General features: G+C 41.7%; 21 protein-coding genes and 1 pseudogene. 14 read left to right on the plus strand and 8 right to left on the minus strand.

Features of this window, described 5'->3' with window-relative positions:
* Nucleotides 1-277 precede the first annotated feature (277 nt).
* Both HJG39_RS15320 and HJG39_RS15325 read left to right on the plus strand, forming a co-directional pair.
* Entirely contained in the window at nucleotides 278-514 is a 237-nt protein-coding gene (locus HJG39_RS15320; RefSeq protein ID WP_268410336.1) for a hypothetical protein, read from the plus strand.
* A 13-nt stretch (nucleotides 515-527) separates the two neighbouring features.
* Complete coding sequence (locus HJG39_RS15325) at nucleotides 528-1,166, plus strand: DUF2959 domain-containing protein (protein ID WP_268410338.1); 639 nt, start codon at nucleotides 528-530, stop codon at nucleotides 1,164-1,166.
* Nucleotides 1,167-1,168: 2 nt separating this feature from the next.
* Here HJG39_RS15325 and HJG39_RS15330 read toward each other — a convergent pair whose 3' ends face one another.
* Together HJG39_RS15330 and metF are read right to left on the minus strand one after the other, a co-directional pair.
* A complete protein-coding gene (locus HJG39_RS15330) occupies nucleotides 1,169-2,089 on the minus strand; it encodes a virulence factor BrkB family protein (protein ID WP_268410340.1) in 921 nt (306 codons plus the stop codon).
* Between the two features lie 16 nt (nucleotides 2,090-2,105).
* Nucleotides 2,106-2,993 carry a methylenetetrahydrofolate reductase gene (metF, locus tag HJG39_RS15335; protein WP_268410342.1) on the minus strand — a complete coding sequence of 296 codons (888 nt, stop codon included), beginning with the start codon at nucleotides 2,991-2,993 and terminating at the stop codon, nucleotides 2,106-2,108.
* A gap of 207 nt (nucleotides 2,994-3,200) precedes the next feature.
* Between metF and metJ the strand changes: the two genes are divergently transcribed.
* Nucleotides 3,201-3,539, plus strand: coding sequence for a met regulon transcriptional regulator MetJ (metJ, locus tag HJG39_RS15340; RefSeq protein WP_268410344.1), 339 nt, complete (start codon nucleotides 3,201-3,203; stop codon nucleotides 3,537-3,539).
* Between the two features lie 264 nt (nucleotides 3,540-3,803).
* Here metJ and pepQ read toward each other — a convergent pair whose 3' ends face one another.
* Together pepQ and HJG39_RS15350 are read right to left on the minus strand one after the other, a co-directional pair.
* A complete protein-coding gene (gene pepQ / locus HJG39_RS15345; protein ID WP_268410346.1) occupies nucleotides 3,804-5,126 on the minus strand; it encodes a Xaa-Pro dipeptidase in 1,323 nt (440 codons plus the stop codon).
* Nucleotides 5,127-5,227: 101 nt separating this feature from the next.
* Nucleotides 5,228-7,180: a lytic transglycosylase domain-containing protein gene (locus tag HJG39_RS15350; protein WP_268410348.1), complete on the minus strand. Its 1,953-nt coding sequence runs from the start codon at nucleotides 7,178-7,180 to the stop codon at nucleotides 5,228-5,230.
* A 532-nt stretch (nucleotides 7,181-7,712) separates the two neighbouring features.
* On the opposite strand from HJG39_RS15350, the gene HJG39_RS15355 reads away from it, so the two are divergent.
* From HJG39_RS15355 to HJG39_RS15370, 4 genes are all read left to right on the plus strand, one after another.
* The gene (locus tag HJG39_RS15355) at nucleotides 7,713-8,138 is read left to right on the plus strand and encodes a hypothetical protein (protein ID WP_268410350.1); all 426 of its coding nucleotides are present in this window, start codon (nucleotides 7,713-7,715) and stop codon (nucleotides 8,136-8,138) included.
* Nucleotides 8,139-8,910: 772 nt separating this feature from the next.
* Nucleotides 8,911-11,469, plus strand: a complete 2,559-nt coding sequence (locus HJG39_RS15360) for an efflux RND transporter permease subunit (protein ID WP_268410353.1) — start codon at nucleotides 8,911-8,913, stop codon at nucleotides 11,467-11,469.
* Nucleotides 11,470-11,481: 12 nt separating this feature from the next.
* The gene (locus HJG39_RS15365; RefSeq protein WP_268410355.1) at nucleotides 11,482-12,282 is read left to right on the plus strand and encodes an outer membrane lipoprotein-sorting protein; all 801 of its coding nucleotides are present in this window, start codon (nucleotides 11,482-11,484) and stop codon (nucleotides 12,280-12,282) included.
* Between the two features lie 15 nt (nucleotides 12,283-12,297).
* Nucleotides 12,298-13,659, plus strand: a complete 1,362-nt coding sequence (locus HJG39_RS15370) for a hypothetical protein (RefSeq protein WP_268410356.1) — start codon at nucleotides 12,298-12,300, stop codon at nucleotides 13,657-13,659.
* A 27-nt stretch (nucleotides 13,660-13,686) separates the two neighbouring features.
* On the opposite strand, the gene HJG39_RS15375 is transcribed toward HJG39_RS15370, so the two are convergent.
* Nucleotides 13,687-14,994 carry a sigma-54 interaction domain-containing protein gene (locus tag HJG39_RS15375; protein ID WP_268410358.1) on the minus strand — a complete coding sequence of 436 codons (1,308 nt, stop codon included), beginning with the start codon at nucleotides 14,992-14,994 and terminating at the stop codon, nucleotides 13,687-13,689.
* A 152-nt stretch (nucleotides 14,995-15,146) separates the two neighbouring features.
* Between HJG39_RS15375 and HJG39_RS15380 the strand changes: the two genes are divergently transcribed.
* Both HJG39_RS15380 and HJG39_RS15385 read left to right on the plus strand, forming a co-directional pair.
* Nucleotides 15,147-16,208 (plus strand): energy transducer TonB, encoded by a 1,062-nt coding sequence (locus HJG39_RS15380; RefSeq protein WP_268410359.1) that lies wholly within the window; start codon nucleotides 15,147-15,149, stop codon nucleotides 16,206-16,208.
* Between the two features lie 186 nt (nucleotides 16,209-16,394).
* Complete coding sequence (locus HJG39_RS15385) at nucleotides 16,395-16,988, plus strand: Tll0287-like domain-containing protein (RefSeq protein ID WP_268410360.1); 594 nt, start codon at nucleotides 16,395-16,397, stop codon at nucleotides 16,986-16,988.
* 1 nt (nucleotide 16,989) lies between these two features.
* Here HJG39_RS15385 and HJG39_RS15390 read toward each other — a convergent pair whose 3' ends face one another.
* Nucleotides 16,990-18,942 (minus strand): hypothetical protein, encoded by a 1,953-nt coding sequence (locus HJG39_RS15390; protein ID WP_268410362.1) that lies wholly within the window; start codon nucleotides 18,940-18,942, stop codon nucleotides 16,990-16,992.
* A gap of 97 nt (nucleotides 18,943-19,039) precedes the next feature.
* On the minus strand, nucleotides 19,040-19,372 hold the full coding sequence (locus tag HJG39_RS15395; protein WP_268410364.1) for a DUF3392 family protein: 333 nt from the start codon (nucleotides 19,370-19,372) through the stop codon (nucleotides 19,040-19,042).
* Between the two features lie 166 nt (nucleotides 19,373-19,538).
* Between HJG39_RS15395 and ssb the strand changes: the two genes are divergently transcribed.
* The 5 genes from ssb to HJG39_RS15420 all read left to right on the plus strand — a co-directional run bounded on the left by ssb (nucleotide 19,539) and on the right by HJG39_RS15420 (nucleotide 21,761).
* Entirely contained in the window at nucleotides 19,539-20,108 is a 570-nt protein-coding gene (gene ssb, locus HJG39_RS15400) for a single-stranded DNA-binding protein (protein WP_268410366.1), read from the plus strand.
* A 278-nt stretch (nucleotides 20,109-20,386) separates the two neighbouring features.
* The gene (locus HJG39_RS15405; protein ID WP_268410368.1) at nucleotides 20,387-20,770 is read left to right on the plus strand and encodes a MerR family transcriptional regulator; all 384 of its coding nucleotides are present in this window, start codon (nucleotides 20,387-20,389) and stop codon (nucleotides 20,768-20,770) included.
* Nucleotides 20,771-20,846: 76 nt separating this feature from the next.
* A complete protein-coding gene (locus HJG39_RS15410) occupies nucleotides 20,847-21,191 on the plus strand; it encodes a mercuric transporter MerT family protein (protein WP_186507931.1) in 345 nt (114 codons plus the stop codon).
* Nucleotides 21,192-21,223: 32 nt separating this feature from the next.
* On the plus strand, nucleotides 21,224-21,499 hold the full coding sequence (merP, locus tag HJG39_RS15415; protein ID WP_186507901.1) for a mercury resistance system periplasmic binding protein MerP: 276 nt from the start codon (nucleotides 21,224-21,226) through the stop codon (nucleotides 21,497-21,499).
* 49 nt (nucleotides 21,500-21,548) lie between these two features.
* Nucleotides 21,549-21,761: a GDCCVxC domain-containing (seleno)protein gene (locus tag HJG39_RS15420; protein WP_268410370.1), complete on the plus strand. Its 213-nt coding sequence runs from the start codon at nucleotides 21,549-21,551 to the stop codon at nucleotides 21,759-21,761.
* 30 nt (nucleotides 21,762-21,791) lie between these two features.
* Here HJG39_RS15420 and HJG39_RS15425 read toward each other — a convergent pair.
* Nucleotides 21,792-23,234 (minus strand): annotated as a pseudogene (locus HJG39_RS15425) (ISNCY family transposase); the annotation flags it as partial.
* Nucleotides 23,235-23,293 lie beyond the last annotated feature (59 nt).

Below are 23,293 nucleotides of genomic sequence, written 5' to 3' on the forward strand. Positions count from 1 at the left end.
AATCTTTTACACCAGTGCGCTTCACTCTCAATCACCTACGACTATAAATGCTAATCCCCCACTAACGTTGACCTGAAACCCAATAGCCATCGTGCTTCAGATAAGACTTTACGTTTACTCATCTACTGAGAAATGATGATTAATCACATGAAGTTAGACAAAGAATCTAACAAAAAAGGCCAATTTTTGCTTGTATAGGAGCCCAGATTACACTAGCGTTTTCAATGTAGTGAAACACTAAATTCTACATTGATGACTTAAGTTCAAAGGAGTTTTTATGGCGAGTCAAGGTTCTGGTGGCAATGTTATTGCCGCAATCTGTAATATCTTTTTCCCGGGATTAGGGCAACTAGTTCAAGGCCGAATATTAAGAGCAATTATGTTCTTCCTCGTCACCGCTATTTGCTACGGTTTAGCGGCAACTGTCATTCTTTTCATCCTTTGGCCTGTGGGGGCGATCTTCCACATTTGGTCTATTATTGACGCTGCCAAATACAATAGTTATGCACCTTAGGTACACTTATACTATGTTGCGAACATTATTCGTCGTTATTGCTCTGCTCTTAGCGGGTTGCCAATCCGCTTACTACTCTGCATGGGAAAAGTTAGGCGTTGAGAAGCGCGATATTTTATCCGACAGAGTGGAATCTGCTAAATCTGCACAGGAAGACGCGCAAAAGCAATTTGCTGATGCGTTAGAACAACTCAGCGCGTTGATTTCATTCGATGGTGGCGAACTTCAAGATACTTATGAAGCATTGAAAGATCAGTATCAAAGCAGTAAAGACAGCGCAGATAGAGTCGGCGACAAAATTGACAGCATCGAAAATGTTGCTGAAGCGTTGTTTGATGAGTGGGAAGAGGAACTGACTCAGTACAGTAATGAAAGTTTAAGACGAAAAAGCGAGCAGCAACTAAAAACAACCCAGCGCCGTTATTCAAAGTTGATACGGGCCATGCGAAAAGCGGAAGCCAGCATGGAACCAGTATTAACAACACTTAATGACAATGTGCTGTTTTTGAAACATAACTTAAACGCGAGTGCGATTGGAGCATTGCAAGGTGAGTTAGAACAAATTCAAAAAGAAATACAGATGCTTATATCTGAGATGAATTTGTCGATTTCACAATCAGAAGAATTCATCAGCTTGCTCAATAGCAACTAAGCTTAGGCGTCATCGAGGTCGGTGACGCTGTTTTCCTCCTTTTCATTTTCCTTCTCCATGTTCTTACCCACCTGAATTGTAACAATGGCGCCGAACAACACAATATTCCACGATACATATACCCAAAGTAACAAAATAGGCACAGCGGCCAACGCACCATAAATCACTTGATATGATGGAAAACCAGTGACATACAGTGCAAAAAGCTTCTTACCAAGTTCAAATAAAACTGCCGCACAAAACGCCCCCACCATAGCATGAGAAGCTTTAACGCTTTTATTGGGTACCACCATGTACAAAACGAAGTGAATAAAAAAAGAAATGATAAAAGGGGTTAAATTTAAAAATAGCGACCCTAAACCCGGTGTATATTCATCCGCAAATGTTTTGAGTCCGACTAAATAGGAGCTGATAGCAAGGCTACTTCCTACCAGTAAAGGGCCTAAGGTCAACACCATCCAATAAATCGAAAAAGTGAAAATAGCGCGCCGTTGATTAACAGTGCGCCACAGATGATTAAGCGCTTTATCGATATTTGAAATTAACAGTAGGGCAACAGCCACCAGAAACAATATGCTGATGACCCCCATTTCAGAGGCGTTTCCAACAAATTCTGTTAGGTACTTCTGCACGACATCACTTGCCGCAGGCACAAAATTACTAAACACAAAGGCTTCGAGTTGCCCTCGGATCCCAGAGAAGGCAGGAAAAGCTGAAAGAATGGCAAAGAAAACCATAACAAAGGGCACGAGAGACAATAAAGTGACGTAGGCCAAATGCCCAGCGGTAACGCCAATTCTATCGTTAACAATCTGCTTTAAGCAGCCTGTTACGATATGTCGAAGAAGGGATTTATTGGTAAAAATAAGGAAAAGAGCGCGCCATTTACTCCCCTTTTCCTGCTGAGTTTTATCTGCTGCCATTGATTCTGCTTAGGAGTTATGGATTGGGACGCACCCCTAAAATATGGCAAATTGCGTAAGTTAACTCACTGCGATTCAGCGTATAGAAGTGGAAATCTCTTACGCCTTCTTTCGCTAATACCTTTACCATATCCATCGCGATGTTCGCACCAAGCAAATTACGCGTGGTCTGATCGTCCTCATCTAATCCTTCATACATTGAGTGTAACCAGTTTGGCACATGCACATTGGTAAAGCCAGCAAAGCGCTTGAGCGTCTGATAGTTAGTAACCGGCAAGATACCCGGAACAATATCAATATCGATGCCTGCGGCAGCCGCACGGTCTCTGAAGCGCAAAAAAACTTCAATGTCGAAGAAGAATTGGGTAATAGCTTGTGTTGCCCCAGCTTCTGCCTTTCGCTTTAAATTTAACAAGTCAAATTGAGCATTAGGCGCATCAGGGTGGGTTTCTGGATAAGCCGCGACGGAAATATCAAAGTCAGCAACATCTTTAAGTAATTTAACAAGGTCTTCAGCGTAAGAAGTTGGCTTTTCCATTCCTTCCGGCAAATCCCCTCGTAACGCTACGATACGACGTATGCCACTATCCCAGTAATCTTGGGCTATTTGGCGAAGCTCATCAGCCGTAGCATCGATACAAGTAAGGTGAGGGGCCGCCGTCACGCCTGTTTGGCTTTGAATTTCTTTTACGATGTCGTGAGTACGATCCCTTTCACCACTGTTTGCGCCGTAGGTTACAGACATAAACGAAGGCTTTAACGGAGCCAAGCGGTTTACTGATTTCCACAAGGTTTGTTCCATTTTTTCTGTTTTCGGGGGGAAAAACTCGAAAGAAACATTGATATCTCTGAGTTCAGATACCGACTGATTCAATGCATCAATACCTTGTGCATAAGACACCATAATCAACTCCGAATGATAAATAAGCTTATTTTGCCTTAGTCGTTTACTTTATTTAAAAGTATAAACGGAAAGACGTTTAGATGGCTAAATGTAAAATGCATTAGAATTTGCGTCAAGCTTTTAAATTGGTAAATTTGACTGTAGGGCGATTACCTATAAAATTCCTGTCTGGAATTTTTAACGATTAAAATAGCAAACGGGCAAACAATGACTGAATGGAACGGTAAGTATATCTATCCGTATGCTGAGCACGGTAAGAAAAGCGAGCAAGTTAAGAAGATCACGGTCTCAATTCCATTGAACGTGCTAAAAGTGCTAACTGATGAGCGCACCCGACGACAAATTAATAATTTACGTCATGCAACCAACTCAGAATTACTTTGCGAGGCGTTTCTGCATGCCTTTACAGGACAACCTCTTCCTGACGATGATGATTTAAGGAAAGATAACCCTCACAAGCTGCCCAAAATTGCTAGAGAATTGTTGGCTAGTGAAGAGGCGGCCTCTAACGGAAATGACGAAATCGACGACGAAAAAGAAAACTAATTCGTCCTGCAAACCCAAATACAAAGAAGCACGCCCAACTGAACGTGCTTCGTCTGTTATAGCGGCAAACCTAATTAACAAACACAGATATCGAATTCGCTAAATACTTGTTCCAAACTATCAGTCATCTGTAGAGAGTTAAGCGTAGCCCCTCAGCCGCAGAAAAGCGGCTGTGGAACCTACATGGAAGCATCCACAGCCAGTTTGCGATAAATCTATACGGGTGGCCGACAATTAAACACAGTTATTTAAATATCTAATTCCCTAAAGACCTAAGTCTCGCGTCATGTTCTCGTTCTTATCACGATGAACAATCACATTATCTTCAATGCGAATACCACCAAATGGGCGGAAAACATCAACTTGATCCCAGTTAATAAACTTAGATTGCGGTGTCGATTTTAAATCTTGTAACAAGCTATCGATAAAATACAAACCCGGCTCAATAGTGAAAACCTGATTTGCTTCAATGGTACGAGTACAACGTAGGAATGGGTGTTCTTCTACAGAAGGCTTCGGTGTTCCATGATCATCCGCAACTAAACCACCTACATCATGTACCTGTAACCCAAGGAAGTGACCAATACCATGCGGGAAGAAGGTTTTAACGATACCTTCTTGCAACATATCCTCCGCAGACAAATTCACAATGCCAAATTCAGATAAAAGTGCGGCAATTTTGCGGTGGGCAGACAAGTGAATCTCGGCATAATCCACACCGGGTTTTAACTCATCAACAAGTTCCAGCGTCACTTTATCCATGGCAGCAATCATATCAGCGAAGCGGTTTTGCTCCTTTGCATAAGTGCGCGTAATGTCGGCGGCATATCCGTTGAAGCTTGCACCGGCATCAATAAGAAATGAACGATGTGCTTCAGGCAGCGCTTTTTCCATAACCGTGTTGTGCAAGATAGCGGCATTTTCATTTAGGGTAATGATATTGGAGTAAGGCAACTCACTGTCGGTATGACGCGTCGCTTGCATGTAAGCAAGATGAATATCGAATTCGCTTTTCCCTTCTCTAAACGCATTTTCAGCAGCTTTATGCCCATCAACTGCTATGCGATTCGCTTCTCGCATACAAGCGAGTTCATATTGAGTTTTGTAAGCACGGTGATAATGCAAATAGTGCAGTACGCGGTCTGGATTCACTAACTCAAATCCTAGCGCACCAGCCACTTCAATGTATTCGCCCATGTAGGCATAGTTCTTTTTGTCATAAGGAAGATACTTCTCAACCGCATCAGCTTTGCTTAAAAACTGAATATCGAAGTGCTCACACCAAAACGCCTCTGGCGCTTTTGGTACTTTGTGCCAAAAATCGACGGGTTGATAGAAAATCAGTGTGGGTTTGCTACTACCATCAACAATCAACCAGCAATTTGGGTTATCGACTACAGGCAACCAAGCCTTAAACAGTGGGTTAGTCGCAAAGCTATAGTTATTATCATCTAGAAAGCGGCGCTTAAGCTGCCCTGAGTGAATGACCAAACCATCAATACCCTCCCTGCTTAACGCTTCTCGGGTAACTTGTTGCAAGTATTCAATATGCGCAGGGTAAGCGCTCGCCAAGGACTGCTCTGTCATGTTTTATCCATTTGTTAAAGTTGGTTAAAAGCAGCCTCTATGATAGAGGCTGATGCCAAGTGAATCAAAGTCAGTCGGGATGAAAAGAGGAAAAGTCTCGTTTAGAAGGAGCCTAACTCGGGAATACGCATATTACTGTACTCTAAGAACAAGTTTTTGTTTCTGCCGAGTCTTGAGGCGTATATTTGTTTGTACGCCATTACCGCTTTCACATAGCTACGCGTTTCTTTGTAGGGAATGGTTTCAATCCAAATGTCCATTGGCATACCAGTACGTTCTGGCAACCAATCTTTTACACGCCGCCAACCGGCATTATACGCCGCAGTCGCTAACACTGGATTATCATTCATTTTATCCATTAAATAGCGCAGATAACGCGTACCCAGTTGAACATTAAACTCAGGATCATATAGTGCCGTTAGTTGAACACGGCTCTTTTCTAAATAGCGAGCCGTTCCCGGCATCAACTGCATCAACCCTCGAGCACCGGCTCCTGAATACGCGTCCGTCATAAATGAACTTTCTCGCCGTGTAATGGCAAATGCCCACTCAGGTGAAATCGCATTAGCTTTGGCACTTTTGGATAGCGCTTCACGATAAGCCAGTGGAAAACGACGCGACACATCATTCATATACCCCGACTGTGCGAAGGTACGAATAGCTTGATGGTGCCATCCCCAACTGTCTGCCAATACACCGGCTATAGCCTGTTGTTCACTATTTAATTCTGATAACAAAAAGCGCCATTCTCTTCTTGCACTTGTCATTCGTTTTATTTTGATAAATTCATAAGCGCGGCGCGCGGCGGGGTGATTAGCAACGACAGAAAGCTCAAGCTCAGTATACTCAATGGGTTGGTCGACCAACGAAGGCGCTTTACCTAACTTACCACTCGCCATGAAGCCATAGTAATTACGCTCTCCCGACAAAGTATCTAACGTCAATTTAGCCTTGTTAGACGCTTTTAATTCGCCGTATGAACGTGCAGCCCAATATCTGAACTGCTCATCTTTACTCACTTCTTCAGGCGCAGTTTCAACAACCCCTACAGCCTTACCCCAATCTTGTTGACGTAAAACATGGGCTAGATGCCAACGGAATATTTCTTTATCTTCAGTATGGGCTGACGCCTTTTCTAGCCAAGGCCCTGCTTGCTCATGGTTTTTTAATGCTAACCCCACCGCAAACTTTTCGGCTATGGCTTGCTTTTGCTCAGCGTTAAACGGGAATCGTGATTTCAATTTTTCCCAACTTTTTAAAGCGAGGTCTCGATCTCGCCAAATTAATCGCTTAAGGCCATAAGTTAGAATATCAGCCTCTTTCGTTGGATTAATTCCGGGGAAACGGGAAACGCGGCTAACATAGCTTGGAGAACGCCTGACTTTTAACCAAAGATCAGCAAGATAGTGCATATCTTGTGGCAATAATTTCTTTAGGTAAGGGATAAGTGTGTGTTTGCCGCCATCTGCCGCTAAGATTAAACGCTGGTAGACCATTTCATGGGTTCTTCTACCGGCCTTCTCCCAGATTGAAAATAACTTATCACAGGCTTTAGGCTGCGATTCGCCTACAAGCCAAAGTTTGTCGACTTCGTCGAGTACCGCTTGCTTTTGTTTTGGATCTTGTATTTTGAACCGCAACAGATGGCACTGTAATTCTTCATTGCCAATGTCACGATAAAAGTGCTTATAAAGCTGACTTTGACCCTGCTTAGCTAAATACTTAAGCCACTTTATTCTGAGCGGATTGTCTAAAGGGGAGCCTTCATGTTCGGTTAAAAACCTTTCAATTCTCTCCTTGTTTGAAAGAAAAGGGTAACGCATCAAGGTCTTAAGCTCCACATAAGGGTAAAGAGGGTAGCCCTCAAGCTTACTCTTTAAAAACCTAAACTCGTTACTATTGGGACTGTGCGCAATAGACTCCGCGCGGCTAAACCACTTTCTTAGCTGTTGAAGGTCCTGCTCAGAAGATTGTTGTTGTTCCGCAGCATAGGAATAAGCACTAAAAGAAAAACAAGCAACAAGTAGGGTTAAACTCCAGTGTCTGATTGCCATAATTGCCTCGTAGAAGATATGTCATCAAACATAAGTATTTCTAAATCAAGATGCAAGGTTCCTACGTCCTTAGCGCCAAATAATCCAACCCACTAAACCCCGCCTCGTTACAAGCATCACTTATAGTTATATTTGAGTATACGCTTTTTCGTAAATCAAAATCTCAATGACTCATTTAATTACCAACCAAATTGTTTTTATTTTGTTAAAGAGGATACTTTTTGGCCTTTTAATTTAACTAAATCGCCTATTTTTTATATAAATAGAGCATTAACCGTTTAATAACCACCTTTTACTAATTTTATTATCTTTATTATTCAAAGCGTTAAATTCTGTCGGATAATTCATAATACTTGTCGGACTTTTCATAACACTTAATTCTAAAAAACGCTAAATTAAAGCCATTATGAAATGCTAATCAGTGATTCTTGTTCAAATAAATCAGCTTTAGACTCAGCGAAAACTCATAATATCCAGCAATAACACTCTGTGTTTTAGGTATTTATTTTCATTCAGAAATAAGAGATAGCGAATGCGAACGCAAATATCTGCTTTAGCAGTATTCACAACGCTAGCAACTATGTCGGCTTCAGTAGATGCCGGACGCTATTTTATTAACTTGTCACAAGTTGCCCCTGGAATTTATAACGGTGGAGGCCAGCGAGACCTTGCCACCAAAAGCTCTGATAACGCCAACAAAACGGCATCTAAGGAAAATTTCCATGCCAGTGCCACCGGTTATCGTGTTAAGGGATACCACACTGTGGAGATTATATGGAAAGGCGCAAAGTCTCGGTTGATAGACATATATAGAGAAGGGCAATTGATTAGCACAACTGCAAACTCAGGCAACTTTATTGATAGCCTCAATTCTAAATCGAAGGGTGTAAGCTACACCTACGAAATATGCGAAGCGAATACTAATCACTGCGCTAACCTTGTTACTTTTTCATTTTAATTTCCCTGAAACTTGTTCCAGTAGTTGCAAAACTACGGCGGGCTTTATGCCCGCTTCTCTCCTTTTTTAGTTTTTCATATTTTTAAAAATTTGAAGCGTTCAGGAAATATATTTCACAACGAAAGTTTAAACCACTGTTTTATATGAACTTTCTTTAAATAAATGTTTTTTTCAACAACTCAGGTTAGTTTTTTCTCCAGACAAGCGTTTTTCCTATCAAAAATACGACATAACAAGAAATATTCGCCATTTTAATTTACCGTAAATTTAATAACCACTGTTCCCTTAAATGTTTTATTTATATTTATCAATATCTTAACAATGACAAAAACATGCTGTCGGAAAAATTCAAAAAGTTGTCGGCTCATTAGTAACACTTTCTCGCTGAGATCCATAAACTAGGTCTCAACTTAGGCAGTCATACAGAATGACGCGATTAAGAAAAACAAAAAACAAATTGCGAGCATTCACCTAAGTTCACAATTCAATTCTATAGCCTGAATATATGGGCAAAATAACAAACGTGTTGAGGAAGTATAGGGATATACAAACTTACTAAGCTTTACTTATCAATGCTATTAAGGCTCCGTCTAGCCAACGGGGCCTTAACTATTTTTACCCCCTGTAAAATCAATATTCGTCAATAAAACGGTAAGTTGGTTCTTTATGTACGACTTTTATCTATAACTCATCTACAGTTAACAAACCTGTGGCCTAACTCTTGCTTTCCTGACTTAACACTAAATCTAATGCCCTACATACCACGATAATAATGAATAGCGCTGCTAAAATACTTGTGCATCTTTGTACTACCAAACCGAAGTTAATTTATTGGACTTTACTGATATTAACCCTTGGAATAGGTAGTCAAATTCCAAATATAAAAATCGACACAGATCCAGAGAATATGCTGGATGCAGCGCATCCTGAACGGGTTTTTCACAACAACGTCAAACGTGACTTCAGTATGCATGATGCCATTGTTGTTGGTGCCATTAGCGCCCCCAGTACAAACGATTCAGGCATCTATAATCAACGATCATTAAAAGCGATACACGATCTTGTTGTGACAATTATGTCAATAGAAGGTGTGATTACATCTGACCTAATGGCACTTTCGACAGTTGATAACATTTCACAAGAGGAAGAAGGCGCTATTCGCTTTGAATGGATGATGCGAAATGCCCCCGTTAGCGAAGAAGAAGCGCTGCAAATTCGTGACAAAATTGCCCGACTCCCTTTGTTGTACGATACGCTTGTGTCACAAAATGATAGAGCTTCTGCCATTTATGTCCCAATTGAGGATAAAAATGAAACATATCGCATAGCAGAAACCATTCGCCAAGCTATCGAAAAGCTTGATTCGGAAGACCAATGGCACATAACGGGTTTACCTGTTGCTGAAGATCAATTCGGTTACGAGATGTTTGTGCAAATGGGCATTTCCGCACCTTTGGCTGGCTTGACCATTTTCATTCTTTTATTTGTGTTCTTTAGAAATTTCCCATTAATTATCTCGCCCATGATCGTAGCAATGTCTACCGTTATCGTAACAATGGGCTTGCTCATTACCTTTGGTTTTACCGTTCACATTATGTCTTCCATGATTGCTATCTTCTTGATGCCAATTGCCGTCGTTGACTCTGTCCATATTCTCTCGGAATTCTCTGACCGTTATAAACCCGGAGAAAACCTGCCAAAAATTGTTGAAGAAGTCATCGGACATTTGTTTAAACCCATGCTTTACACCTCGGTAACATCATCAATTGGTTTCTTCTCATTGATGCTGACTCCTATTCCACCAGTACAGATATTTGGAGCCTTTGTCGGTTTTGGTATTTTGTTTGCGTTTGTGGTGACGATTACGTTCATCCCGGCCTATTTATCTCGCATGAGTGAAACGTCCTTAATTAAACTTCAAAAAGCGATTCACAAGGACGATAAGGGCTCCCGCATCGCGCGGCTTGCTAAACAATTAGGCCACATTGCGAATCATCACCAAGGAAGATTACTAAGTGTATTTGCGTTAATATTCGTTATCTCGGCATGGGGCGTTTCTCAAATAAAAATTAACGACAACCCCGTTCGTTGGTTTAAAGAAGGGCATGAGATCCGCGTTGCAGATAAAGTATTAAATGAAAACTTTGCCGGTACTTATGACGCTTACATTGTTCTGACAGATGAAACATCCCTTCCCGGTGGTGCTACGCTGTTAAACCAAGCATCTCCCATTCCTCAAACGTTGAGCAGCTGGTATCAAAACGCCCTTGATACATTAGATAACACCGATGCTTCAGAGCAGCTTTTACAGCTAACTTCACTAATTGATGAGCAGCTTTTTACATCCGAGTCAGATGAAGCAATCCAGTGGCTAGAATCTCTTTTAGCAAATGTAGAGCGCATAGCCAGTGAATCGAAACGTTTTCAGTCGCCACAGATACTGCATTACATTAGCGAATTACAAACTTATTTAGGCAATACAGGATTGGTGGGTAAATCCAATTCGTTATCAGATGTGGTTAAAGTCGTTAACCGAGAACTGCATACAGGTGAAAACAAAGACTATCAAATTCCCGACACACCAGCCGCTGTCGCACAAACGCTTTTGCAATATCAATCTTCACATAGGCCACAGGATTTATGGCATTTCGTGACCCCAGACTACCGCTCCACACTAATATGGTTACAGCTTACCAGTGGCGACAATCAGGATATGAGCAAAGTTGTTCAGCAAGTCGACGATTATGTCGCCTCACACCCCTTACCTGAAGGCGTAAAGCTGGGTTGGGCGGGAAAAGCCTACTTGAATGTGGTTTGGCAGGAAAATATGGTCGAAGGCATGTTAGGCAGCTTACTTAGTGCATTTATCATCGTATTCTTTATGATGATCATTCTATTCCGTTCACTGGTGTTCGGCGTATTAGCCATGCTGCCGCTCACTATTACCATTACCTTTATTTACGGCTTAATTGGTATTGTGGGTAAAGACTACGATATGCCAATCGCCGTGTTATCAGCACTTACATTAGGTTTATCAGTGGACTTTGCAATTCACTTTTTAGAAAGAACACGCGCGGTTTACAAACAAACACAAGACATTAACCAAACCTTTAGCCTCATGTTTGATGAACCTGCAACCGCAATCGGTCGAAATGCGTTGGTGATTGCATTAGGTTTTACGCCTCTATTACTCGCTCCACTTGTTCCCTACATAACCGTTGGCTTTTTCCTTGCGAGTATCATGGCCGTGTCAGCCCTTGTTACTTTGCTGGTTCTACCCGCGATGATGACTAAGCTACAGCGCTTTGTATTTAAGCCCGAAACAAAATAAGGAATGCCGATCATGAAAAAATCGTTTTTAGCGCTCATAACTTTTACAGGGTTGGCTTTAACCAGCACTTGGGTCTCTGCGAAAACAGAGATTAATGTCCAAAACATTATTGAAAAAGCAGAAATGGCGTCGTTTTATGCAGGAGATGATGGTCGTGCGGAAGCACTGATGATGATTGTCGATGCACAAGGACGCAAACAAATGCGTAAGTTCACTATTTTAAGGAAAGACATTGAAGATCAAGGCGACCAAAAATTTATGGTGTTTTTCTCTCGTCCAACGGATGTAAAAAACACCGTATTCAGGGTAGAGAAACACGTAGCGCTGGAACAAGATGATGATCGTTGGCTGTATTTACCTGCGTTGGATTTGGTAAAACGTATTTCTGCGGGTGATAAACGCACCTCGTTTGTAGGCTCCCACTTTTTCTATGAAGATGTTTCTGGTCGCTCAATCACTGAAGATGACTTTTCTTTAGTAGAAGAAAATGATGCCTTTTATGTGCTTGATGCTAAACCAAAGAAGCCAGAAAGCGTGGAGTTCTCGCACTATCAGATCAAGATTGATAAAACGACTTTTCTGCCAATGAGCATCAATTTCTACAAGGGTGACAAACATTATCGCCAAGTGGAAACAGTAAAAGTCGAATCCATTTCTGGGTACCCAACAGTATTGCGTTCAAAAGTATCTGACTTAGAAACAGGCGGTTATACGCTCATGGAGTTCAGAAATGTAACTTATAATACCGGCGTACCTGATGAAGTATTTACGGAAAGAAGTTTACGCACTCCACCACAACAATGGTTGCAGTAAAACGACATTCGCGCCATGCAATTAAAAGAAAACTCACGCTTTAAAATAGCCACCTTAGTGCGAAATATAGCGCTATACAGCTTATTCACTGCAATGGTTAACGCACAAGAATCACAGCAGGATGAGTGGGATTTAGATGCTTGGGACGCTATTGCAGAAAATGATTCCACATCAAACGTAAGCCCTATCACGGGTTTCGTGGAGCTAGCCTATTCCCATCGTTTACAAACCGATCCGGTCCTCGATCGTCCACAAACGTTGGCTGACGCCCGAATGCAATTTCAATGGGATTATGCATTGCAAGCATCCCAGCTCAAAACCCGTGCCGACATTTACTATGACGGCGTCAAAAATAATACTGAATTACAAATTAGAGAGCTTGCATGGCAAGGTTCATTATCGCAATTGTCGATTCTTGGCGAGCTTGGTCAGCATTTTGACGCAAAAGTTGGTCAACAAGTTCTGACTTGGGGCACAGGCGATTATCTCTTCCTAAACGATTTATTTCCTAAGGACTATCAATCTTTCTTTTCCGGGCGAGATGATGAATATTTAAAAGCACCGTCATTTGCCGCGAAATTATCTGGTTATTTTGATTGGGTAAATCTGGATTTCGTTATTACCCCAAGGTTCACGCCCGACAACTTCATTAACGGTGAATATTATTCTTTCTTCAGCCCTGTTGTTGAAGCAAATATTGCTTCGGAATTCCATGTAGCTTCTGAAAACCGCCCAACGAGCCCTGAATATCACTTACGACTTCATAAGACCCTAGGAAGCCATGAACTTGCGTTTTATGGATACAAGGGTTACTCACCGTTACCTTCCGCATCTGATTCCTTGGGCAGACCCAAGTTCACCGACATAAATGTTTACGGATTCAGTTTAGTCACCCCAATCGGCCCCGGCATCGTTAAATTTGAGTATGCTTACCAAAACGCTTTAGAAGATACGTCGGGAGAAAACCCTTACATACCAAACTCAATGTCGAAGTATTTAGTGGGGTACGAGCAAGAGATCATCGCTAATTTAACAGGTTCGATCCAATGGTATACCGAAAGAACACAGGAGCATGGTCTTGCTTTAGCCAACAGTTTTTGGCCCCAGTTTGAACAGGAGAAAGTCCGAAATGTAGTGACAACTCAGCTAATTTATCGAGCGCTGAGACAAACGCTAACATTCAACTTATTCAATTTTTATTCCCCAAGCGACGAGGATGGTTATCTACGTTTTAGAAGCACCTACAGCCCTGTGGATCAATGGAGCATTTCAGCGGGAGTGAATGTATTTTACGGAGATAAAAAACATACTTTTTTCAACCAGTTTGACGATGCCAGCAACGGATTTTTATCCTACCGCTATTACTACACCCTCTAAATTCAAACTTAATTTAATTCCTCATAACTATGAGCTAAGCTTCAACCCGTATCGCTGTAGCTTTCGATACAAGGTACGGGTGCTGACCCCAAGCTGCTCGGCCAATTCATTGGGGCTGCCTCGAAACTCGTCGCACACTTTCTGCAAATACACTTCCTCTGCTTTATCTAATGGAACGACTGTCGCCTCTCCTCCCGCTACCTCTTCGGGAGCATCATATGCCAGCACTTGCGGTGCCAAATCGGTTTTGTGAATGATGATGTCATCAGCAAGCAAGGCTGATTGCTCCACAACACTTTTTAATTCACGAATATTGCCGGGAAAAGGGTAGCGGCATAAACATGCCATCGCTTCATCTGAAAACCGCTTATGTTTGTGTTCTGAATGCTTTAGAAAATGAAAAGCAAGATTAGGAATATCCTCAGCTCGCTCGTTTAATGAGGGTAAATGGATAGGGAAGCCCGCAATGCGGTAGTACAAGTCTTGCCGAAATTCGCCTTTTTCCACCATATTAAGTAAGTTTTTATGAGTGGCGCAAACCAATCGAAAGTCGGAACGTTTCTGTTTTAACCCCCCTACCGCGCGAAAGCTTTGCGTTTCCAACAAACGCAATAGTTTCACCTGCATATTAAGAGGAACATCACCAATTTCATCGAAGAAAACCGTTCCCCCATTGGCTACTTCAATTAAGCCTTTTTTACTGCCTGTCGCCCCAGTAAACGCGCCTTTTTCATAGCCAAATAGTTCAGACTCAAACAAGCTTTCGCTCAAGCCGGTACATTCGATCACCACAAAAGGTTTATCTTTACGACGGCTTGAATCATGTAACGCTTGTGCCACCAGCTCTTTTCCTGTTCCGGTATCACCTTGAAGTAATACCGCAATTTCGGCTTGGGCAGCTCGGTTAATTTGGTTCAACATATTTTTAAAACTGCCAGATGTTCCAATCATCTTGTCTTTTTCCGACTCAGCAGAGGCGTAATTGATTTTATCTAGGATCTCTAAATAACCAATTGTCATGCCAGAATCGTCGGTAACAGGTTTCATTAAAATATCGCAATATGTTTTTCCTGACGATGTACTGTGAATATGCACAACACTCGTATTGCGCTGAGTCTCTTTGCATTGCTGAAGTGGGCAGTCTTCGCCGCATTGGTCACAAGGTTGGGTGTTTTGGTGAGAAATTTCGAAACAGGTACTTGTACCAACTTTCACTTCTGTTGCGTAAGTATCCCGATAGGTTTGATTAACGGCTTGAATCACATAATCTGGCGTGATAAAAATTGCGGGCTTATCAATGGCATTGATCATAGATTGAATAACGGAGGTATTCATGAATTTCTCACTTCGTTAGCACTGATCGAGTGTCATATTTGACAAAATGTTATCGCAATGACGACAACATTGACACCTTTATGGTAATTATCTAAATCAATCCATAGGAATATGGACAAGATTACCACTTCAAGTTTAAAAAGGACTTTCTTATGAAATTACTCACCTTATCCGTTTTTTCTGCTGCACTATTTACTGCGCCTATCTCGTATTCAGAAACCGATAAAACCCAATCACTTCATTTAGGTACAATTAAAAATGCTGAAGTTATCACAAGATTACCACCTAAATATCCTAAAAGCGCCGCCGCACAAGGTAAAGAAGGCTGGGTGAGTTTGAGTTATGTGATTGAGCCAGATGGATCGGTAGCGAATGTAATAGTCGTAGATTCTTCCAATGAAATATTTGAGAAAAACGCTATCGCTTCAATAAAACAATGGCAATATTCACCTGCGACCCAAGACGGCAACCCCACTCAACGATGTCGGAATCACGTTATATTAGATTTCCGACTTGAAAAGGGACCTAAAGCCGCATCCCGCCAATTTGTGAAAAGATACCGCATTGCAAATAAACATCTAAAAAACGGCGAGTTAGCCAAAGCGAAGGCTGTTAGAGATGAAATTGAAAATAAAGGTCGCTGGAACGCTTATGAAGACATGTTCTTCCAAATGTTGAATACCCTAATCGCTCAACAAGAAAATGACAGTCTCGCGGAACTAAATGCTATCGAAGATATTTTGTTCCATAGGGAGTTACTCAAGCCAGACCAAATCGTGGCTTATGTTTCTCGGCTTTTTCCTCTTGCCATTCAAAATCAACAATACGGTAAGATAAAATGGCAGTTTGAGAAGCTTGTAGAAACGCAAGGTGATCATCCTCAAATCGAAAAACTGCGTCCATACTACGACAAAGTAACAGCTTTGCTAGAAAGTGATACTCCATTTACCGTTGAAGGTGAAATTGGCGAACGAAACTACTGGTATTACCGCCTCAACCGCCGAGCATTTAATATTTCGCAAATAAACGGAGCACTCGCCAAACTTGAAGTTCGATGCGACAATAAATTGTCGGAGTTTTTAGTTGAAGAAGATAGTGTGTGGCATGTTCCCGCCAGTTGGGGAAAATGTTCGGTTTATCTGTTTGGGGACCAAGCAACTCAATTTACGCTAACAGAAATATACGATTTACCGCAAACTCATACCTCAGTATAGCAAGCAGTTTTTGGTTCTTCTTACTATACTCGGGTTAAGGGAGTTTTTTTATATTCTAAGGGTATGTGGCATACCGATTGCTTTTCTTTTTTTCGTGTGACGTGTTAAGCAAACGTATAACACTATAAATTTGAGAAATGTCTAGGGAACGGCCTACGTATTAAACGAACTTTGAATGAAAAAACAATGAAAAACCTGACTTCGATATACGCTGTAGTGCTAGCAACCAGTTTTTACTCTCCGAATGTGCTGTCTCATTCTGGCGAGGTCCACCCTCCAGAAGGGGATGAATATCTCGTCGATATCGCCTATAAAAAAACACACGAATTTTCCCGTGAATTAAAGTTGACCTTACATAGTGCGATAGCCAAAGGCGGATTTGCCGCAGGCATATCCGCTTGTAATTCAGAAGCCCCCGAAATAAAAACAGCATTTTCCAAAGATGGTTGGGAGATAGGAAGAACCAGCCTAAAAACGCGCAACCCCAAGAATTCACCGGATGAGTGGGAAGCGAAGATCCTCAAAGAGTTTCAGCGAGACAAAGATAACGGCGCAGAATTTAGCGAACTCGCTCATAGTGAAATTATTGAAAAAGACGGGCAGCGAATATTCCGTTTTATGAAAGCCATTCCAGCAAAGTCCATGTGTTTAACTTGCCACGGTTCGCGCATAGGTCCTTCATTATCTGCCAAACTCAAATGGAAGTATCCAAACGACAAAGCCGTAAATTATCGCGTTGACGATATTCGGGGAGCATTTACCTTAACGAAAAAGCTATGAGCTAATTGTCTATTCGTTTTAAAACAAGAAAACTACTATCAGCGCGGCTTGCATCTGGCTTTCGACTATCCATTTGTGCCCGGTGGGTCGTGAAGTAGTAATAATCTTCATCAACATGAACAAGCTGTAAACGCTTTAGCTGATATTCATAGCCTCGATTTAAAAACCAAAACTCGTGCAATTGCCGACAGAAAGAATAACCAATGGAAAAAGAGCGGCACTGGCCTTGCCCGGCAACCACTTCAATAGAATCGTCGGCTTCTATTTGTAATCTATCTTCTTTTACTGTTTGAGCAATGCGAACACCAAACGCCAACCGGTTGTCTTTCATCACGAAAAAACGCTCATCGGCGCTGAAGTAATCTTCACTAGAAACCATTTTAAACGTACCCGCTAACGAGCTTGCCACAGGCAACTCTGGTGGCGCAGACTCCACCACTCTGATCAAGGGGTATACATGTGTAAATGGAGTTTGTTGACGAGCGCCGGAAAGTAGAAGCTGACCCTGACTATTTTCATACATTTCATAAGCTCTTGTCTTTTCAGCATCCGTAACCAACAACTGATTGGCACTCACCTCCCAAACTGCATTCTGCATTGCAACATAATCAGGTAAGCCCGCTGTTTTAACGTCAAGTTGCGCTTCTCCCTGAGCAAAAAGCCGCAGTTTTGTTGCGCCAATTTGAGAGACTTGTGTACCACTAATCACAACATCAGACGTTGCATCAAAGCCTGAATAATAGGTATTTCCTGCTTCGAAAAAGCGCCCTATCTCAATGCGCTTTAATGGCTCAAAAATGACCGTTCGCTGTATTGGTGTTTCCAGATATTTTGCTAGGGAAACATCATAGTCATCCAGCTCTACATCTTGATTTTCGGAACTCAAAGCGGGAATAACAGCAACCTCAAGTTGAGTTATATGTTCGTTGGAAAATGTCACATCGATACTATGAGCAAACAAATCAAATCGAAGCCCCAAAAAAGCACCATGCTTCTCATTGAAAAAAGTTTTTAAATAACTTCCATACAACGGTTCTCGTGTTTTTTCGTCAGGGAAAGTAGCGTTAAGATGTTCTTCATCAAATTCTCCCTGAAAGACTACATCAACCTCCTCATCTCCTGTTGATACTCGGGCAGGAATAACAAATTGAGATGCATCGACACGGGCTAACACTCCGACATTAGTCGCGAAAGACAAATACTCCCCAGAGGGCATCCCTTGAGGCTCTACCTCAATGGTATTACTCACAATGATGTCACCTATTGGTGGGGTCAACAGCCAACGTTGTCGCTGACTTTGCTCGGCAACAATCGATAAGGTGTACTCACGAAACAAACCGCACGAAAAGCAATCAAGATCATAAAACTGTACTCTAGCCTCTCCTCGTCGATTCAACTGCCAACGCACTTGATATTGTTCACCAAATTTATTGGCATACAACCCCTTGCCGTTGTCAAATAGGTAGATTAGGTCGCGAGATTGAAAGACATGAAGGCCAATAAGGTCACTCCTCGTAATACGGATATTGCGATATTTAGCGGGGTTATCATCAACCGCAAGTTCAAACACATAACTTCGAGTATCGTTGCCATCATCAAGTGTTAAATCCATCCGATAGTTACCGATGTCGAAGAAATCAGGGGAAACCGTCACCGTTAGCACATCATTTGTAGATTCATAGCGAAGCCAGTCGGGGGGAGAATCTAGGTTGACTGAAATCGTGTCATCATCAGGGTCGATAATTGGAAAAACAAAGACAGTTTCTTCTTCCGCTAGCACTCGGTTGGAATGAACCCCTCCTAATTCAGGCAAAGTATTGCCGGAGTCGTTCAATTGTGGCGGATTAGTGCCTAAAGGAAACTGAGGTGAATGAGTATGATCTTGATTACAACCAAGTAAAAAAGCAACCAACAATAAACAAGTCAAAAGACGGCTTATTCTTGCTTTATCCACCTATATATCCCCTATCTGCTGCTAGATAGCGGACTATACAGATTCTTAAAAACAAACAGAAGCAAATTGGTTAATTTTAATTCCAGAAAGTCGCAATTTATGCGTGATGTTTTCTTTCAGCTAATGCACCAAGAACCAGATATATAAGAAGTACAATTCCACCAAACCAACTGCGATCAGGCATCTTTACAAGATGGTTCACCGCGACTTCACCGTAATTGGCCAGAACACCGTAACCAAAAGAGCAAAGCACAACAAATGCAGACATACGAACCAGATAATGATAGGGCTGCATAATCCGTTTTAGTAACTTATTGATATTATCGCCATACAACACCAACAACACAGCCACCCATGTTGTCACTAATAACGTTTTATAGCCCCATAGCCAATTTGAAAAGTCGTTATTAACGGCATAAAACCATTCCATACATTGTCCTGCTAAGTCATGAAAAATAGGGTTAACTTTTATAAATCGCAATCATGTATGAGGCGGAAAAAATAATCAATTAGTGATGCGAATACGCTATTCAGGTAGAGCTAAAATCTATTTGCGTTATAATGCCGCTCACGTAACGCTTTTGGAGTAAATTTCTGTGGCTAAGGGAATCAACAAAGTCATTTTAGTCGGCAACCTGGGCCAAGACCCAGAAGTTAAGTATATGCCTAATGGCAACGCTGTAACGAATATCAGTATTGCAACAAGTGAGAGCTGGAAAGATCAATCCGGCCAACCTCAGGAACGTACTGAATGGCACCGTGTTGTCATGTTCCGTAAGCTCGCTGAAATTGCGGGCCAATATTTGCGTAAAGGCTCGCAGGTATATATTGAAGGCAAACTGCAAACCCGTAAGTGGCAAGATCAAGGCGGTCAAGATCGCTATACCACTGAAATCGTAGCAGATAATATGCAAATGCTAGGTGGACGCACTCAAGACGGTGGAGGTTTCCAACAAAATCAAGGCATGGGTGGCGGCGCACCTCAGCAGCAACAAGGTTATCAACAAATGCCTCCACAGAATCAAGGTGGCTATAACCAACAGCAAGCTCCCCAAGGTGGTCAACAAAGTAGTGGCTATAATCAAACACCACAGCAGCAACCGCAACAAGCTCAGCGCCCTTCACAAGAGCCTGACTTCGACTTTGATGACGATATTCCGTTCTAGGTCCTGTATTTTTTAAAAGTGTCAATATAAACGCTTTAAAAGTAGAAAATAACCCTGAGCCCAGCAGAAATGCTGGGCTTTTTTATTTTTACACTTTAGCTGTATTAGTGTGATTACCAAGGGATTATGTCGGTCTAATTACCGAGCGACTTTGTCGCATTTAAGGTAACAGTTAGTATTATCTAGTTCACAATAAATGTGTAAATGTTTCCTTTAAAACATGAGTTGATTAGACGTTTTGTATATTATTGAATTAGTCAGAATATTAAAGGTAGCCAATGTATACAATAAGTAAACTTGCGAAAGAGGCAAATGTTGGTGTAGAGACCATTCGTTTCTATGAACGCAAAGGCTTACTTGAACAACCCATCAAACCGATACAGGGATACAGGCAATATACAGAACAAGCACTTTCAAGAGTATTGTTCATAAAGCGTGCACAGTATTTAGGTTTTACATTGGCGGAAATATCATCATTATTAATATTAAGTGCTAGTAATTGTGAAGATGTTCAGCAACTCGCTGAGCAAAAGCTTGCAGTAATTGAAGATAAGTTAAGAGATTTGCTTAATCTTAAAGAAAGCCTTGTCTCACTCGTTTCAGACTGTAAAAATAATCCAAGTGATAAAGATTGCCCGATCATTCAGTCACTCCAACCGTAAAATGACACATCACTTGACTCCGTACCCATATACGGAGTTTATACTGTATATAAAGAACAGTTTAATAGGCGTAAATATGGCAAAAAGTAGTCAACTATCAATCTTAGGCGGGCTTGCCGCAGCAATCGGTGCCAGTGCCTGCTGTGCTGGGCCACTTGTTTTGCTTTTATTGGGTATAAGTGGATCATGGATTAGCCATTTAACACTCTTAGACCCTTATCGTCCTATTTTTATATTCGTGGTTGTGGTTTTATTTGGCTTTGCTGGGTGGAAGATACATCAGCCTGTTGAAAACTGTGCGGATGGCGAGGCATGTGCAGTTCCAAAGGTAAGAGCGCGACGAAAAGCAGTATTTTGGTTTACCACACTGTTGGCGTTTGTTTTTGTTACCAGCAACTACTGGATCATATGGGTCGTGTAGGTGCTATCACTTAACTCTAATTGGAGAGAAAGATGAAGAAGTTATTGATTACAACATTATTGTTGATAAGCAGCACGGCGACGTTTGCCAAAGATGTAACTGTTACGTTAGAAGTTCCGTCCATGGATTGTGTAACGTGCCCGATAACAGTAGAAAAAGCACTTGAGCGCGTTAAAGGCGTTAAACAAGTGGAAGTGACATTTGAAAATAAACTTGCTGTTGTAACATTTGACGATGAGGTGACAAATTCTGATGCATTAACGAAGGCTACAAAGAATGCTGGTTATCCTTCATTAGTAAAGTCGTAAGGCCTTCGCTAGTTGAACGATAATGAAATCCTCTGAGGAACACAAAACTATGGCGAAAATAGAACTCTCATCGACGATTACTTGCCCACATTGCAATTATAGCCAGCAAGAAGAAATGCCAACCACTGCATGCCAATTTTTTTATGAATGCACTAAATGTAAATCACTGCTAAAGCCTCTGAGCGGCGACTGCTGCGTTTATTGCTCATATGGAACAGTGAAGTGCCCTCCAGTTCAAGAGGGCAACAGTTGTTGTAATTAAAAAGTAGTCAGTTGAACAACTGGCTATTTTTCATGCTGATTTATGCAAAGCTTGTGACCTCTCAACTCTCAGTGCAGTTGTATTCATATCATTTCTAAGCCACATACTGCGCACGCCATTCGGGCTAACTTCAATTCCTAATGCTTTAGTTAGCTTCATCGCAACCTTCTGCTGACCTAGGTGGGGATGTTCAAGAGAGAACTCGATTACCGCTTTCTCGATTTCCATATCTACACAGTTTTTATGCCGTATGTTAGGCGTTTCTTGCCGTTTTAAGGCATCAGGCCCGCCTTGCTTGACCAATTTCAGATGACGGTAGATAGTGTCGCGAGACACCCCACTTTGACGCGAAGCCTTAGAGACATTACCTAGTCTTTCAACCAAGGCAAGGATCTCTAGCTTCTTTTGAATTTCTAAGTCTTCAACCGCTAATTTACTCGGCTCATTGACTTCTGATACTGCAAGTTTGCGCCCCGCGAAGTGCGCAGTAAACCCTTTCTTGCTGGTGTTTCTGATTTCTATTTTCTGATTTGCAATGGAGTGCTTGAGCGGTGAGTCAATCAAGTAAAATTTGTTACCATAACTAAAAGTATGGTCATTACGGATTTTGCGATGGTCTTTAATTACGCAGATATCATCAAGGGTAGTGTGTTTGGATAATGGTGTGAATTCTGATGCTTGATGCTTCGATTTTACTTCGATATGTGACCGCCAAAACTGCGGGATAAATACATGTTTGAGGTAGGCGTTTGCAGCGGCAATATCAGTAATGTTACTCAGCCTTAATTCAGGCACTAAACGGTCTTGGAAGGTATCGAAAGCTCGCTCAATACGACCTTTACCTTGTGGTGAATTGGCAAAGATAATTTCAATACCCAACTCTTCACAAGCTCTTTGCATTTGTGAGAAGTTACACCGCTTAGGGCCACCGAAGATACCTGCTCTGTCTACATAGAGTGTTTTGAAAACGCCTTTTGTTTCAATGCAGTCTCGCATGACTTTTAAGCAACCAACGGTGGTTTCAGAGGGGAAGAATTCAGCATGCACTTCACTGGTAGCATCATCAATCATGGCGATTAGGCACTGCTTCCTATTCCCAAACCAGCGATGTGGACTACCGTCCATTTGCATCATTAGGCCAGCAGCCTCCATACGCTCTCTGCGCTTACGCACGATGCTTCGTCTACGTTTGGCACGCTTAACATGGTGAATATCATGTGCCCAGCCACGCAGCGTCTCTCGCTTCACTACGATGTGTTCATCGGCCTCTAACTTTTCCGCAAGATGTAGTAAATTCAAATCAAAATACTTTTCTTTGATTAAGGCCTGCACTGCTTTTTTAATTGAAACGGGCGTTTTATTAGGTGGTGATTTTCCACTATTGCCATGCACAACAAACTGAATACCAACTTGCTGAAACCGTGTTACATAGCGTTCAATCGAACGGCGAGACTTGCTTAGTAGCTTAGTAGCTTAGTAGCTTAGTAGCTTAGTAGCTTAGTAGCTTAGTAGCTTAGTAGCTTAGTAGCTTA

The organism is Alteromonas sp. a30 (assembly GCF_026788005.1).
Lineage (GTDB): Bacteria > Pseudomonadota > Gammaproteobacteria > Enterobacterales > Alteromonadaceae > Paraneptunicella.

Bases quoted from the DNA above. Each gene is read 5' to 3' on its own strand.
- HJG39_RS15350 (WP_268410348.1), bottom strand. From the start codon at position 7,180: ATGGCAATCAGACACTGGAGTTTAACCCTACTTGTTGCTTGTTTTTCT.
- HJG39_RS15330 (WP_268410340.1), bottom strand. From the start codon at position 2,089: ATGGCAGCAGATAAAACTCAGCAGGAAAAGGGGAGTAAATGGCGCGCT.
- merP (WP_186507901.1), top strand. From the start codon at position 21,224: ATGAAGAAGTTATTGATTACAACATTATTGTTGATAAGCAGCACGGCG.
- HJG39_RS15380 (WP_268410359.1), top strand. From the start codon at position 15,147: ATGAAATTACTCACCTTATCCGTTTTTTCTGCTGCACTATTTACTGCG.
- metF (WP_268410342.1), bottom strand. From the start codon at position 2,993: ATGGTGTCTTATGCACAAGGTATTGATGCATTGAATCAGTCGGTATCT.
- HJG39_RS15370 (WP_268410356.1), top strand. From the start codon at position 12,298: ATGCAATTAAAAGAAAACTCACGCTTTAAAATAGCCACCTTAGTGCGA.
- HJG39_RS15360 (WP_268410353.1), top strand. From the start codon at position 8,911: ATGAATAGCGCTGCTAAAATACTTGTGCATCTTTGTACTACCAAACCG.
- HJG39_RS15405 (WP_268410368.1), top strand. From the start codon at position 20,387: ATGTATACAATAAGTAAACTTGCGAAAGAGGCAAATGTTGGTGTAGAG.
- HJG39_RS15395 (WP_268410364.1), bottom strand. From the start codon at position 19,372: ATGGAATGGTTTTATGCCGTTAATAACGACTTTTCAAATTGGCTATGG.
- HJG39_RS15320 (WP_268410336.1), top strand. From the start codon at position 278: ATGGCGAGTCAAGGTTCTGGTGGCAATGTTATTGCCGCAATCTGTAAT.
- HJG39_RS15385 (WP_268410360.1), top strand. From the start codon at position 16,395: ATGAAAAACCTGACTTCGATATACGCTGTAGTGCTAGCAACCAGTTTT.
- HJG39_RS15410 (WP_186507931.1), top strand. From the start codon at position 20,847: ATGGCAAAAAGTAGTCAACTATCAATCTTAGGCGGGCTTGCCGCAGCA.
- HJG39_RS15375 (WP_268410358.1), bottom strand. From the start codon at position 14,994: ATGAATACCTCCGTTATTCAATCTATGATCAATGCCATTGATAAGCCC.
- HJG39_RS15325 (WP_268410338.1), top strand. From the start codon at position 528: ATGTTGCGAACATTATTCGTCGTTATTGCTCTGCTCTTAGCGGGTTGC.
- pepQ (WP_268410346.1), bottom strand. From the start codon at position 5,126: ATGACAGAGCAGTCCTTGGCGAGCGCTTACCCTGCGCATATTGAATAC.
- HJG39_RS15365 (WP_268410355.1), top strand. From the start codon at position 11,482: ATGAAAAAATCGTTTTTAGCGCTCATAACTTTTACAGGGTTGGCTTTA.
- HJG39_RS15420 (WP_268410370.1), top strand. From the start codon at position 21,549: ATGGCGAAAATAGAACTCTCATCGACGATTACTTGCCCACATTGCAAT.
- HJG39_RS15355 (WP_268410350.1), top strand. From the start codon at position 7,713: ATGCGAACGCAAATATCTGCTTTAGCAGTATTCACAACGCTAGCAACT.
- metJ (WP_268410344.1), top strand. From the start codon at position 3,201: ATGACTGAATGGAACGGTAAGTATATCTATCCGTATGCTGAGCACGGT.